Raw genomic sequence first — 12,412 nt, 5'->3', positions numbered from 1 at the left:
GCCGGCTTCAGATGAGGCCGAGCGAGCGCGCCCGCCGCACGGCCTCGTTGCGCCGCGAGGCCGACAGCTTGCGCAGGATGCTGCGCACGTGCGTCTTGACCGTGTTGACCGAGACGTAGAGGGTCGCGGCGATCTCCTCGGTGGGCAGCATCGCCGCCATGCCCTCGAGCACCTCCATCTCGCGCTTGCTGAGCGCCTCGAACACCAGGACGTTCTCGGCGGCCGCCGCGGGCGCGGCGTGCGCGGCCCCCTGGAGCTGCTTGTACTGCGCGGCGAGCTCGTCGTCGTCGCGCAGCACCCGGCGCAGGTCGGCCCAGACCTGCTGGACCGCCCGGCGCTGGGACTCCGGCGAGGCGGCCCGCAACGCCTGCCGCAGCGCGCCGCGCGCCTCGTCGACCTCGCCGCGGCGCGCCGCGACGGTCGCGAGGACCAGCCAGGCCTCCAGGCTCACCGGGGAGGCCACCCCTGCCGCCCCGGCCACCGGCTCGACCAACTGCCAGGCCTGCTCGGCCTCTCCCGCCGCGGCCAGCGCCGCGGCGCGCACCACGGTGGCGTCGTCGGCCTCCGGCTCGGCCATCTTGCCCAGGGCCTCCAGGGCCTGGTCGGGCCGGCTCATCGTCACCAGCAGCCGCGCCCGCGAGAGCGCCAGCTGGCGGGTGAGCCAGTACGGCGCCGCCTGGCCGCCGGGCACGGGGCCGCCGTCGGCGAGCGCCGTGAGCGCGCCGCGCAGCTCGCCGCGCGCCTGCAGGCGGCGGGAGCGGATCAGCGCGAACGCGGCGTGGATCATGCCGTCCGCGGGGCGGATCCGGCGTGGGTCGGCGGCGCGCAGGTGCCGGCCGGCGGTGTCGATGTCGTAGCGCTCCATCGCCACCCAGGCCAGCGCCAGCTCGGCGCCGACCGGCCGCGAGGCGGTGCCGAGTCCTATCCGGTCGGCGAGCTCCGTTGCCTGGTCGGCGAGCTTCTCGGCGTGGCGCAGCCGGCCCCGGTGCGCCTCGATCAGCGCCAGGTGGGCGAGCGCGCCGATGCGTACGCCGTCGCAGTTGGCAGTCGCCGTGGTGGCGACCTCGGTGAGCGTGATCGCGGCGGCGTCGACCGCCCCGATCCGGCTCTGCGCGTCGCCGCGGGCGGCGAGCACCAGCATCCGCAGCTCGTCGTGGCGTTGCTGCTGGGCGGGCGGGGTCTGGCCGAGCAGCTCCTCGGCCGCCGCGGCGGCGTGCAGCACGGCGTCGGTGTCGTCGCGCTGGCGGGCCAGCATGGCGTCGGTGATCAGGTGGGCGAGGGCCAGGGCGGGGCTGTAGCCGGAGGGCCGGGTCATCATGAGCTCCTCGGCCCGCTCCAGCTGAGCCGCGCTGGTCTCCGCGTCGCGCACGGTGAGGGCGAGCGCCGCCGCGATGACCGCGCCCTCGGGGCTCTCCAGGCCGGCGGGCATGCCGGACAGCAGCTCGCCCAGCCGGCTCTCCCGCCCGTCGACCAGAAGCCGGCCGATCGCGTAATCCTCGATCACGACGGACGCCGCGAGCACCCAGTCGCCGGCCGCGGACGCGTGCCCGATCGCCTCGATGAGCTGGCCGGCCGCGGCGAACCACACGGCGGCCCGCCGGTGCAGTTCGGGGATGCGCTCGGGCGCCTCCCGGTTGAGCTGGGCCTCCAGCAGCTCGGCGAAGAGCCGGTGGCACCGGTACGCGCCTTCGCTCGCGTGCTGGACGAACGCGTTCTGCCGGCAGAGCGCCGCCAGCAGCTGCCGCGAGTCGGCCCGCTCGGTGACGGCGCCGGCCAGTTCCGGGGTGAAGGTGTCGAGGATGCTGGTCTCCAGCAGGAACGTGCGCACGTGCGCGGGCTGGATGCGCAGCACCTCGTCGACGAAGTACTCGGCGATCGTCGCGTCGTTGCCGGTGATCGTGGCGATCAGGCTCTCGGCGTCGCCGGCGTCCTCGAGCGCCATCGCGAACAGCCTCAGCCCGGCCGCCCAGCCCTCGGTGTGCTGCAGCAGCTGGGCCATGCCGTCGCGGCTGAGCGGCACCCGGTGCAGCGCGAGCAGTTCGGCCGCCTCGTCGGCGGTGAAGGCCAGGTCTTCGCTGCGGACCTCCTCGAGCCGGCCGGCCAGCCGGTAGCGGTGCAGGGGGAGCGGGGGATCCCAGCGGCCGGCCAGGACGAGCCGCAGCATCCGCCCGGCGTGCCGCAGCACGAACTCCAGGTCGGTGGCCCATTGCTGGCCCTGCAGGTACGACACGCCGTCGAGCACCAGCACGACGGGTTCGGCCTGCTCGGCCAGGGCGGCGGCGAGCCGCACCAGGAAGGACCGGTCGGCGGTGGCGTTGAACGACGGCGCGAACGGCACGCCGGCCCGGCGCAGTGCCTCGAGAATGTACGCCCAGAGCGAGTCGGACTGCCCGTCCTCCTCCTCGAGCGTGATCCAGCCGATCGGGTATCCGGGCGACTCCTCGGCGGCCCACGCCGCGACGAGCTGGGTCTTTCCGGCGCCGGCCGGCCCGACGACGAGCGTCACGGGCTCGCGGACGCCCCGGGCGAGGCGCTCGGTGAGCCGGGGCCGGGCGACCAGGAAGCTGGGCGGCTCGGGCACGGCGAACTTCGATTGCAGCAACGGATCGCCGGCGGTGGCCGGGGCCACCGCCGAGGTAGAGATCGGTGCCGGGACGACGAGCTCTGATGTCACAATGCTCCCTCCGCAGGCACAAGCGTCAGAACGACTGGATCATCGTTGACCGTGGGTGACGAATCCCGCATCGTCCGAAACGGATTAAGCGCTGAGTAACCCTCTCACTACGCCAAGGCAGCCACCAGCGTACGCGTTGACAAGCTTCTATTTATGTGCCGCCGTGGCGCCCGCGGTCGCGTTCGCGAGGAAATCGATGAATCCCTCTGGCGATCCGGCGCGGACCCAGGCCCGCCGCTGCCGGTCGGCGCCGGTTCCCTCGCGCCGCAGCCGGTCCAGGCTCGCGTACACGTCGTCGGCGTCTCCCCAGGCAGCGAGGGCCGGGGCCACCTTCGTCATGAGGCGCGCGACCGCGCCCGCGGCGGCCGGCGACGTCGCGTCCGGCGTGCGGCCGCGGCGGATCCGCACCTGGCCGTGCGCGGCCGTCATGAGGTGCGCGTCGACCACGCCGGTGGGGATCGGCAGCGTGGTGATGTTGTGCCGTGCGTCCTCGATCAGCGTGGCGACCAGCGCGCGTACGACCGCGGCGAAAAAGACGGTGTCCTCGACGCTGAGGCAGGCGTCGGCGACCCTGACCTCGACCGTCGGGTAGCGTTCGGACAGCCGTGCCAGGAAGTACACGGCGCGCGGGTCGTAAGCCGCGCCTGTGCCCACCAGCGAGCGCACCACCCGGTCGTAGCGTGCCGCTCCGGCCCAGGCGCCGGGCGGCCGGAACGTCGGCCAGCGTTGCTGCAGGTGGTAGCGGTAGCTGGCCCAGCCGGTGTCCCGGTCCCCGGCGAACGGTGAGTTCACCGTGAGCGCCAGCAGCGCGGGCAGCCACGGCCGGATCCGGGCGAGCACCTCGACCGCGAGGTCCCGGTCGGGCACGCCGACGTGCACCTGGCACGCGCAGGCGCTGCCGGCCACGACCGCGCCCGGGAAGTGCCCGGCCATCTCGCGGTACCGGGTCTCGTCGGTCACCGCGCCCAGCGGCCCGGCCGCGAACGGCGGCGCGCCGACCGAGACGAGGTTCGCCCCGGCCCGCCGCGCGGCGTCGCCGGCGCGCAGCCGCAGCCGTACCAGTTCCTTGCGCAGCTGGTCGAGCCGGGTGCAGACCGCGGTGGTGGTTTCCAGTTGAAAGGCGAGGAACTCCGGCTTGACCTGGTCGCCCGCCCGCGCCAGGCGCGCCACGTAAGGCGCCGACGGCACCACGGCGCCGTCCGGCCCCAGCAGCAGGAACTCCTCTTCGACCCCCATCGTGAGCATCGCGTCCCCCATCGCTCGCTGCATCACGTAGCGTGCAGCGTGCGACCGTGCGGCGGGCGGGTGCCTCATCCGCAGGGGGTGATCCGATCTTTATAACCGCAGCTCTTTACAACCGCAGCTCTTTTGTGACCGCAGCGTCAGGCCTCGCGGCGCAGCACCCGGGTGGTGATCCGGTCGACCGCGTCGTCGCCCGCGGCGGCGCCGCTACGGATCCGGCCGACCAGTTCGTCCACCATGGTGTCGCGCTGGCCGCGCACGAGCGACTGGATCCGGTCCGGCTCCTTCTCCAGCAACGCCAGAACGTCGTCGAGGATGTCCCGCACGAGCGGCCGCAGGATGCGCTCGACCTGCGCGTCGACCATGCGGTTGACGATCGGCGAGGTGGCGATCGCCGTGATCGCCGAGTCCAGGGCCGCATCGAACGCCGCCGACGCACGGCGCTGGGCCTTCTCCCGCTCGGCCGCGCCGCGCGCGGCCATCTCGTCCATCCGCTGCTGCGCCTTGATCCCGTTGAGCGGACGGGAGACGCCGTAGCGCACTCCCGCCACCATCAGCTCGGCGGCGTCCTGGGCCTGGAACGCGGCGCCCACCAGGACGTCGCGCATCCTCGTGCCCTGGACCAGGATGAAGGTGTTCATCGCGCACGTTCCAGCTCGTCGAGCTGGGCCGCCTCCGCCGCGGTGACCAGGCCGATGCCGACCAGGTCGAGCGGGCTGATGAAGGCGTCGGCGAGCCGGAACCCGCCGGCCCGGGCGATCGCGTCGCGCAGCGGCACCGCCCAGTGGTGCTCGATCAGCAGCAGCGCGGCGGCGCTGTCGTCGGGGATCTCCTCGAGGACGTCCCAGGCGGCCTCGTCGTCGAAGACCTCGATGCCGTCCTCGGCCGCGGCGGCGCCCAGCGCGGCGCCGGCCTCGAGCCCTTCCTCGCCCTCGATGCCGAGGCCGACCAGCGCGCCGACCTTGCTGCCGAGCTCGACTGCCTCGTCGGCGGTGAGGTTGCTGAGGTGCTCGACCTCGATCTCGCCCTTGGCGTCCTTGTAGACGGCGAGGGCGTCGATCACCCGGATCGCGTCGCTCGCGCGGAGCCGTTCCAGCTCGGCGATCACCTCGCCGTGGAAGTTGGGGTGTGTGAAGCCCAGCACGATGAGCTGGACCGGTCCGATGGCCATGGGATGCGCTCCCTTCGTGGGTCCAGGTCAGCGTCGCGCCCACGCGGCCCCGCATACCTCATCCGGCCGGGGTGACGTGACCGGCAACGCCTCCGGCGATCCTCGATGACATGCGACGCACGACAGCGATCATCATGTCGGCCGCCGTGCTCGGCGTCCTGCAGACAGCCGGTTGCGGCACCACCTCGACACCCGCGTTCTGCGACAGCCTCTCCGCGGTGCAGCTCTCGGCGCAGCACGCACGGGAGACGAACGTGGCCGAGAACGGCCTGTCCCAGCTCCGTACCAACCTCAACCAGCTGCGCACCGACGTGCAGCAGCTGATCACCGACGCGCAGGGCCAGTGGTCCGAGCAGGCCGGTCAGGTCCGCAGCAACCTGGACCTGCTCAAGGCCAGCATCGAGGCCGCGAGGGCCACCCCGAGCGACACCAACATCGGCGCCGTCCGCTCGTCGCTGAACACCCTCATGGCGAGCGTCACCGACCTCGGCGACGCCATGCGCGACACCTGCTGAGGCGCGGGGTGCGCAGACTGCTGCGGCGGCTGGGCTGGGACCGCAACCCGCTCCGCCGCCGGTCCGATCGGGTGGAGGCGTGGCTGAACGCCGCGCTGCTCATCGTCCTGCTGATCGCCGGCGGCGTGCTGTCCGTCCACGCGGGACGTGCCGCCTACCGGGAACAGGCGCGGGCGGCCGCCTGGGACCGGGCGCATCGCTTCGAGGTGTGGGCGGTGCTGCTGGCGAAGCCGGCCGCGCCGGAGGGCACGGCGAAGGCCCGCTGGAAGGCGCCGGACGGCTCACCCCGTACCGGGCCGGTGCGGGTGGCGGACAACACCGCCGCCGGCACCTGGACGGTCATCTGGGTCGACGAGAAGGGCGGGGTGGCCGCCGCGCCACCGCTGCGCCGCCCGGCCAACCACGCGGCCGAGGTCGTGGTGGTCACCGTTCTGCTGGTCGGCACGGCGCTGGCGCTGATCCGGCTGCTCCTGCTGCGGATGCTCGAGCGCCGGCGTCTGCGGTCGTGGCAGGCCGAGTGGATGGAGGTCGGGCCCCGCTGGTCCAACTACCGATGAGGAAGGGCCGGCCCAGCGGGCCGGCCCTCCCTTACCGCGCACGATGTCAGGCCGCGACGTCCGCGAACTTCAAATCGTCGATGACCTGCTGGAAATCCTCCGCCTCCTCCGGGCAGTAGACCTTGACGATCAGCAGAACGCCCTGCACCGCCTTGTTGTCGGCGATGATCGGCCGCTGCCCCGGCCCGGCCGCGCCGTTGGTGAGCTGCCCGTACAGGATGCTCTTGACCAGCGCGTTGGCCGGCGCCGCGCAGACCGCGCCGCCGTCGTCGCCGAGGACGTTGTAGATCTGCTGGGAGGCCGGCACCGGCAGGCCGGCCGCGGCCAGCTCCTGGCTGAGCTGGGCGGCCTTGTCGATGGCTGCCTGGTTCTCCTTGTTGGAATTGAAGATCGTCACGCCGACGACCATGAATCCGAGGAAAATGAGGCCGAGGACGATCCAGGTGACCCGCCGCTCGCGCTGCGCGTCCATCATGATTGCGCCACCTCCGCCTCATCCGCGTTGACTGTCTTCCACGAGGGCTTGCGGGCGCGGTAGAAGAGGAACGGCACGAGCAGGCCGAGGCCGAGCGCGCCGACGGCCACGATGACCACGTAGAGGCCGGGGCTGCCGCCGCCGAACTGCGACGGCGGGACGAAGCCGATCAGCAGGGCGGCGAGGGAGGCCGCGAAGCCGACCCCGCACAGCCCGACCAGCATCGGCGCCTTGTAGCCACGCGGGTGGTCCGGCTGGTTGCGCCGTAGCCGCACCGCGGCCACGAACATCAGCAGGTAGACGATGAGGTACACCTGCGTGGTGATCACCGAGAAGATCCAGTACACGCTGGAGACGTCCGGGATGAGCGCGTAGCCCAGTGCGATCACGGTGGTGACCAGACCCTGGGTGACCAGGATGTTCTGCTGCACGCCGTGCTTGTTGAGCCGCTGCAGGAACGGCGGCAGGTAGCCCTCCTGGCGAGAGATCAGCAGCAGGCCCTTGGACGGTCCGGCCAGCCAGGTGAGCATGCCGCCCAGCGACGCCGCCACCAGCATGATGCCGACGATCGGGGTCAGCCAGGACGAGTTGAACTGCGCGAACATCGCGTCGAACGCCTGCATGACGCCCGCGGTGAGGGACAGCTGGTCGGCCGGGACCACCCAGCTGATGGCCAGCGCAGGCAGGATGAAGATCAGCAGAACCAGGCCCATGGCCAGGAACATCGACTTCGGGAACTCCTTGCCGGGGTTGCGCAGCGAGCCGACGTGCACCGCGTTCATCTCCATGCCGGAGTACGACAGGAAGTTGTTGACGATCAGCACGAGGCTGGACAGGCCCGCCCACGCCGGCAGCAGGTGCCCGGCGTCCATCGGCGCGGCCGACTCGTTGCCCTGGCCGAGGAACACCATGCCGAGCACGACGAGGACGGTGCCCGGGATGAGCGTCCCGATGATCAGGCCGCCGCTGGCGAGCCCCGCCACCGATCCCGTGCCCCGCGACGACACCCAGACGCCGGCCCAGTAACAGACCATGATCACGATGGCGGTCCAGAGACCGTTCGCCGCGAGCTCCGGGTTGATCACATAGGCCAGCGTGCTGGCCACAAACCCCAGCAGGCTGGGGTAATAGAAGATCGTCATCGCGAACTGGCACCAGATCGCGAGGAAGCCCATCGGCTTCGACAGGCCCTGGCTCACCCAGTTGTAGACGCCGCCCGTCCAGCCCGAGGCCAGCTCGGCCGAGACCAGCGAGGTCGGCAGCAGGAAGACGATCGCCGGCACGATGTACAGGAAGATGGCCGCCAGGCCGTACACGGCCATGGTCGGCGCGGCGCGCAGGCTCGCCACCGAGCTGGTGGTCATCAGAGCCAGCGCGATCCACGAGATGTAGTGAATGGCTTTGGGTTTCGCGGCGGCGGATGCTCCAGCCGCGGCGGGCGCCCGTCTTGCGGGCACATCCATGGCGCTCACGCTGGATCCTTTCTGGTAGGGGTCCAGCGAAATCATCAGCGGCGATGGAAGCGGGCAACCTCATCCCTGGCGGGCTAAACGCTAGGCTCCCTAATAATGATCTTCGAAAGCACCCCGGGCGCGCCGGCCTCCCCGGTCGTCCTGCACGTCCCGCACGCGTCGAGGGCCATCACTCCCGCCGCGCGGCAGTCGCTGCTGATCGGCGACGAGGCCCTGACCGAGGAGCTCGACAACCTCACCGACGCCCACACCGACGTCCTGGCCCACCGCGCCGCGCGCTCCGCGGCAACCCCGCCCTGGATCTTCGAGAACCGATGGTCGCGCCTGGTCGTCGATCCGGAACGCTTCCCCGACGAGCGCGAGGAGATGCGGGCGGTGGGTATGGGCGCCGTCTATACGCACGGCTTCGCGGGCCGCAAGCTTCGAGACGATGATTTCGTACGGGACCAGGCCCTTCTACAAACGCATTTCCGCCCGTACTCAGAAGCTTTCGCGAGCTTGGTCGCCGACCGCTGTGCGGCCACCGGCCACGCCGTCATCGTCGACGTCCACTCCTATCCGACGGCGCGGCTCCCGTACGAGATGCATGGTCTCGGCCCTCGACCACCGGTCTGCCTCGGCACGGACCCGGACCACACGCCCACCTGGCTTCTCTCCGCCGCTTCGGCCGCGTTCCCGCTTTCCGCCCTCGACACGCCGTTCGCCGGCGCCTACGTCCCGCTCGACTTCTACGGCCGCGACCCGCGCGTCTCGTCGCTGATGGTCGAGATCCGCCGCGACACCTACATGACCGAGCCCGGCGGCCCGTTCCACGAGGGACTGGACCGCCTGGCGACCGCCCTGGCCGGCCTGATCGACGCTGTTTCCTGATCAGCGCTGTTTCCTGATCAGCGCTGTTTCCTGATCAGCCTGTTTCCTGATCAGCGCTGTTGGCTGACCAGCGGCAGGAAGATGTCGTCGACGATCTCCGCGATCGCCTCGTCGGAGGCGGGCCGCAGCGTCATCAGCAGCTCGTGCCGCAACAGATCCCCCGGTAGCGCCGCGATCCGGGGCGTGAGCCGGTGCGGATCGACCTCCCCGCGCGCCACCGCCCGCTCGAGCAGCCGATCGAAGCCGAACGGCCGCCGGCGCACCGCCAGGAACTGTTCCCGCAGCTCGGCCGGCGTGGTTCCCGTCTCCGCGAAGTACTCGGCCATCTGCACGCTGAGCAGCGCCACCAGCGCCGACCGCCGCTCCGACATGTCCCGCAGCATGAGGATCAGGTCTTCCCGGAACGACCCCGTGTCCGGCACCTCGGGAACCGGGTCGTTCCGCCCGTAGTGCCGCAGCGCCGCAAGAGCCAGCTCGGCCCGCTGCGGCCACCGCCGGTAGATCACCGGCCGGCTGGTCCCCGCCCGGGCCGCCACCCCTTCGATCGTGAACCGGGCATACCCCACCGCGATGAGTTCCTGCCAGGCGGCTTCGAGCAGCGCTTCCTCGAGAACGGCCCCGCGCCGCCGAGTCTCACCCGCCATCAGCCCACCCCACCCCTGGATGCATCCCCGTACCTTATCGACCCCGCACCCCCACGGTCGCGTAGCCGAGGACGTGGTCGCCGACGGCGTGCGGCAGCCGTGGTGAGTTGATGCGCGCTCCGCGCCGATCCTTATCAAGGTCGCGTCGCCGACAGCGTGGTTGCCAGCAGCGCTCGGAAGCCGTGATGAGTTGCTGCGCGCTCCGTGCCCGCCGTCATCAAGGTCGCGCTCTCGGATGCGCGCGAGAGGCGAGCAGACAAACGGCGGGAAGGGTGAAACGGCGTGGGGCAGCCCGGCCGCCGACCGACGGATGGGCAAGCAGTGGCCGCCGGTGCCCCGGCGGCGGGCGCCCCAGCGGCGGGTGCCCCAGCGGCGGGTGCCCCAGCGGCGGGTGCCCCAGCGGCGGGTGCCCCAGCGGCGGGTGCCCCAGCGGCGGGTGCTCCAGCGGCGGGTGGATGGTGGCCGGCGGCTACGGGTTTGCCGTGGTGTCGGCAGTGGCTTGGAGGGCGGCGGCTGTGTTGTCGGTGAGGGGGTCGCCGTGGCCGAAGCAGGCGATGCTCGGGCGGAGGGCCGCCTGTTTCCGGAGCGAGGCGGCCGCGGCCGGCGGGTCGTAGTTGAAGACGCCGAGCATGACCGTGCCGTCGGGGCCGCGGGCGATCGTGTCGCCGGTGAAGAGGACTGCGGCGTCCGGCAGGTGGAACGCGACGCTGCCCGGCGTGTGGCCCGGTGCTGCCACGCACGCGGCCCGGATGCCCCCGCCGAGGTCGATCTGGTCGCCGTCGTCCAGTTCGTGGTCGACCTGCACCGGGGGGACCGGCGCGGCGGTGTCGGCGCCGGCGTGCACCTCGGCGAACAGCTCGCGTTCCCATTCGGCCACCAGGATCGGGGGAGGGCCGGTCGTCTCGCCGCGGATCGTCGGGGCGTCGAGGCGATGGGCGAACACCTCGGCCCCGCCCCACCCGGCGATCTCGGCGGCCGAGCCGGCGTGGTCGCCGTGGAAGTGGGTGAGGAGAATGCGGCGCACCTCGGTGGGCCGATGCCCGAGGGCCTCGAGCGCGGCGGCCATGGCCGGGGCCGAGCCCGGGACGCCGGTGTCGATCAGCGTGAGCCCGGACGGGTCGCGCCACAGGTAGGCGTGCCCGACCGGGAAGCGGAACATGACCAGCTCGGGCAGCAGCTCGACGACGTCCATGCGCTTGACCGTATGCGGGGTAGCGACCGGGGAGAAGGGCGATCTGCCGACGGCAGAAAGGGGCTCAGGCGGCAACCGAGGGCAGCACCGTGGCCGTCACCGGGCCGACCCGCAGGACGCCGTCGTCGAGTGGCGTGCAGCGCACCCCGCCCTTGCCGCGCAGCGCCTTCCACGCGCCCGGCCCGACCGTCACATCCATCCAGGCGCAGGGGTGCGCCTTACGGTTGACCATCAGGCGGACGGGACCGTCGCCGGAGTCGAGGGTCAGGATCTGGCCCACCAGGTCGTCGACCGGCACGCCGGACAGCAGGATGTTGCGCCGCACCGCCAGCAGACCGGCCCCGGCCGGCAGCGATGAAGAGGCGATCACGGTGACGGCGGCGTCGCGGTGGGCGGTCCGGCCGAAGTAGCGGTCCCCGACGATGCCGAGGCCGGCCCGGATCCGCACGGAGGACACCAGCTCACCCGGCGGCGCGGGTGCCGGGCCGTCGCTGGGGCGCCCGCCGAACCGGTGAGCCGGCGACGCGAGAAGTTCGAGGATCTCCGGCACGCGGCCGAGTCTATCCACCCCGGTCATGGGTCCGATTCGACCGGAAAATCGGGATGGGTCCGGCTGACGGGCGGCGAGAACCAGCCGGCAGGTCACAGGTTAACGACGTGCAACCCACAGGTGAAGGAGGTCATACCTTCCGGTTGCGGGCATCTGGGAAGATCGCAGGCCGGTCGCCAGTTCGATCTTTCCGGAGAGGCGCGGCGGCCGGACGACCAGGACGCCTGCGCTGTTCCGTTCGGATCGCACAGCCGAGACCGGGGGGAGACGCGCGATGAGCCTGCTTCGGGAGAACGACGCTCCGGCCGTACCGAATAAATCCCGACAAAGGCTGCGACGCGCCCTTTACGAGGTGGTCCTGGTCGTGGTGCTCTTCCTGGCGTACAAGGTCGGCCGTCTCGCCGCGGACGGGCACGTCGGGGAAGCCCTCACGAACGCCGACAACGTCTGGAATCTCGAGCGCCTGCTGCACCTCCCGAGCGAGTACGCCTTCCAGCAGGCGGTCATCTCCCACGAGTGGCTGATCAAGGCCGCGAACTGCTATTACGCGTACGTCCATTTCCCCGCCACCGCGGCCGCCCTGATCTGGCTGTACCTGCGCCGCCCCGAGCACTACGTCCCGACCCGGCGCCTGCTCGCCTGGCTGACCGCCGCCTCCCTGGTCGTGCACCTGCTGTTCCCGCTCGCCCCGCCACGCATGCTCGCCGCCGTCGGCATGGTCGACACCGGCCGCCTCTTCGGCCCCGCCGTCTACGGCTCGCCGAGCGCCGACACCCTCACCAACCAGTACGCCGCCATGCCGTCCCTGCACGTCGGCTGGGCCCTGGCCGTCGCGATCGCCCTGATCGCCGCCACCAAGGGCAGGTATCGCTGGCTCTGGCTCGCCCACCCGACGATCACCCTGCTGATCGTCGTGGTGACCGGCAACCACTACTGGCTCGACGCGATCGTCGCGGCCGCGCTGCTCGGCCTGGTCGCCGCCGTGCTCAGCCATCGCGCGCCGGCGGCGGCGCTGACGATCCCCAAACCCCGCGTCGGCGAGAGCTGAGC

Annotated in this window: 13 protein-coding genes; 4 read left to right on the top strand and 9 right to left on the bottom strand. The window is 71.9% G+C overall.

What is annotated here, in order from left to right:
* Positions 1–7 precede the first annotated feature (7 nt).
* The 4 genes from ACIA5D_RS47330 to ACIA5D_RS47315 all read right to left on the bottom strand — a co-directional run bounded on the left by ACIA5D_RS47330 (position 8) and on the right by ACIA5D_RS47315 (position 5,087).
* Positions 8–2,674 carry a LuxR C-terminal-related transcriptional regulator gene (locus tag ACIA5D_RS47330; protein WP_396037273.1) on the bottom strand — a complete coding sequence of 889 codons (2,667 nt, stop codon included), beginning with the start codon at positions 2,672–2,674 and terminating at the stop codon, positions 8–10.
* A 147-nt stretch (positions 2,675–2,821) separates the two neighbouring features.
* A complete protein-coding gene (locus ACIA5D_RS47325; RefSeq protein ID WP_396037272.1) occupies positions 2,822–3,931 on the bottom strand; it encodes a YbdK family carboxylate-amine ligase in 1,110 nt (369 codons plus the stop codon).
* A gap of 125 nt (positions 3,932–4,056) precedes the next feature.
* Positions 4,057–4,557 (bottom strand): hypothetical protein, encoded by a 501-nt coding sequence (locus tag ACIA5D_RS47320; RefSeq protein WP_396037271.1) that lies wholly within the window; start codon positions 4,555–4,557, stop codon positions 4,057–4,059.
* Complete coding sequence (locus tag ACIA5D_RS47315) at positions 4,554–5,087, bottom strand: hypothetical protein (protein ID WP_396037270.1); 534 nt, start codon at positions 5,085–5,087, stop codon at positions 4,554–4,556. Before ACIA5D_RS47315 ends, ACIA5D_RS47320 begins: the two co-directional genes overlap by 4 nt.
* Before the next feature lie 110 nt (positions 5,088–5,197).
* Between ACIA5D_RS47315 and ACIA5D_RS47310 the strand changes: the two genes are divergently transcribed.
* Together ACIA5D_RS47310 and ACIA5D_RS47305 are read left to right on the top strand one after the other, a co-directional pair.
* Positions 5,198–5,602 carry a hypothetical protein gene (locus tag ACIA5D_RS47310; RefSeq protein WP_396037269.1) on the top strand — a complete coding sequence of 135 codons (405 nt, stop codon included), beginning with the start codon at positions 5,198–5,200 and terminating at the stop codon, positions 5,600–5,602.
* A gap of 8 nt (positions 5,603–5,610) precedes the next feature.
* Positions 5,611–6,159 (top strand): hypothetical protein, encoded by a 549-nt coding sequence (locus ACIA5D_RS47305; RefSeq protein WP_396037268.1) that lies wholly within the window; start codon positions 5,611–5,613, stop codon positions 6,157–6,159.
* 46 nt (positions 6,160–6,205) lie between these two features.
* Here the strand turns inward: ACIA5D_RS47305 and ACIA5D_RS47300 are convergent, their stop codons facing one another.
* Together ACIA5D_RS47300 and ACIA5D_RS47295 are read right to left on the bottom strand one after the other, a co-directional pair.
* Positions 6,206–6,634 carry a hypothetical protein gene (locus ACIA5D_RS47300; protein WP_396037267.1) on the bottom strand — a complete coding sequence of 143 codons (429 nt, stop codon included), beginning with the start codon at positions 6,632–6,634 and terminating at the stop codon, positions 6,206–6,208.
* Entirely contained in the window at positions 6,631–8,097 is a 1,467-nt protein-coding gene (locus ACIA5D_RS47295) for an APC family permease (RefSeq protein ID WP_396037326.1), read from the bottom strand. Before ACIA5D_RS47295 ends, ACIA5D_RS47300 begins: the two co-directional genes overlap by 4 nt.
* 105 nt (positions 8,098–8,202) lie before the next feature.
* On the opposite strand from ACIA5D_RS47295, the gene ACIA5D_RS47290 reads away from it, so the two are divergent.
* Complete coding sequence (locus ACIA5D_RS47290) at positions 8,203–8,976, top strand: N-formylglutamate amidohydrolase (protein ID WP_396037266.1); 774 nt, start codon at positions 8,203–8,205, stop codon at positions 8,974–8,976.
* A gap of 50 nt (positions 8,977–9,026) precedes the next feature.
* On the opposite strand, the gene ACIA5D_RS47285 is transcribed toward ACIA5D_RS47290, so the two are convergent.
* The 3 genes from ACIA5D_RS47285 to ACIA5D_RS47275 all read right to left on the bottom strand — a co-directional run bounded on the left by ACIA5D_RS47285 (position 9,027) and on the right by ACIA5D_RS47275 (position 11,362).
* Positions 9,027–9,620 (bottom strand): TetR/AcrR family transcriptional regulator, encoded by a 594-nt coding sequence (locus ACIA5D_RS47285; RefSeq protein WP_396037264.1) that lies wholly within the window; start codon positions 9,618–9,620, stop codon positions 9,027–9,029.
* Positions 9,621–10,089: 469 nt separating this feature from the next.
* Positions 10,090–10,812 carry an MBL fold metallo-hydrolase gene (locus ACIA5D_RS47280; RefSeq protein ID WP_396037263.1) on the bottom strand — a complete coding sequence of 241 codons (723 nt, stop codon included), beginning with the start codon at positions 10,810–10,812 and terminating at the stop codon, positions 10,090–10,092.
* A 64-nt stretch (positions 10,813–10,876) separates the two neighbouring features.
* Positions 10,877–11,362, bottom strand: coding sequence for a molybdenum cofactor biosysynthesis protein (locus tag ACIA5D_RS47275; RefSeq protein WP_396037262.1), 486 nt, complete (start codon positions 11,360–11,362; stop codon positions 10,877–10,879).
* Positions 11,363–11,636: 274 nt separating this feature from the next.
* Between ACIA5D_RS47275 and ACIA5D_RS47270 the strand changes: the two genes are divergently transcribed.
* Positions 11,637–12,410 (top strand): phosphatase PAP2 family protein, encoded by a 774-nt coding sequence (locus ACIA5D_RS47270; RefSeq protein ID WP_396037261.1) that lies wholly within the window; start codon positions 11,637–11,639, stop codon positions 12,408–12,410.
* Positions 12,411–12,412 lie beyond the last annotated feature (2 nt).

The sequence above is a fragment of the Actinoplanes sp. NPDC051513 genome (assembly GCF_044454685.1).
GTDB lineage: Bacteria > Actinomycetota > Actinomycetes > Mycobacteriales > Micromonosporaceae > Actinoplanes.
Note: the sequence above shows the minus strand (reverse complement) of the source record. Positions and strands in the feature narration are given on the sequence as shown.

What these genes read in the sequence shown, in the direction of transcription:
- ACIA5D_RS47325 (WP_396037272.1), bottom strand. Translation starts at nt 3,931, where the DNA reads ATGGGGGACGCGATGCTCACGATGGGGGTCGAAGAGGAGTTCCTGCTG.
- ACIA5D_RS47300 (WP_396037267.1), bottom strand. Translation starts at nt 6,634, where the DNA reads ATGATGGACGCGCAGCGCGAGCGGCGGGTCACCTGGATCGTCCTCGGC.
- ACIA5D_RS47270 (WP_396037261.1), top strand. Translation starts at nt 11,637, where the DNA reads ATGAGCCTGCTTCGGGAGAACGACGCTCCGGCCGTACCGAATAAATCC.
- ACIA5D_RS47315 (WP_396037270.1), bottom strand. Translation starts at nt 5,087, where the DNA reads ATGGCCATCGGACCGGTCCAGCTCATCGTGCTGGGCTTCACACACCCC.
- ACIA5D_RS47310 (WP_396037269.1), top strand. Translation starts at nt 5,198, where the DNA reads ATGCGACGCACGACAGCGATCATCATGTCGGCCGCCGTGCTCGGCGTC.
- ACIA5D_RS47295 (WP_396037326.1), bottom strand. Translation starts at nt 8,097, where the DNA reads ATGGATGTGCCCGCAAGACGGGCGCCCGCCGCGGCTGGAGCATCCGCC.
- ACIA5D_RS47285 (WP_396037264.1), bottom strand. Translation starts at nt 9,620, where the DNA reads ATGGCGGGTGAGACTCGGCGGCGCGGGGCCGTTCTCGAGGAAGCGCTG.
- ACIA5D_RS47280 (WP_396037263.1), bottom strand. Translation starts at nt 10,812, where the DNA reads ATGGACGTCGTCGAGCTGCTGCCCGAGCTGGTCATGTTCCGCTTCCCG.
- ACIA5D_RS47320 (WP_396037271.1), bottom strand. Translation starts at nt 4,557, where the DNA reads ATGAACACCTTCATCCTGGTCCAGGGCACGAGGATGCGCGACGTCCTG.
- ACIA5D_RS47290 (WP_396037266.1), top strand. Translation starts at nt 8,203, where the DNA reads ATGATCTTCGAAAGCACCCCGGGCGCGCCGGCCTCCCCGGTCGTCCTG.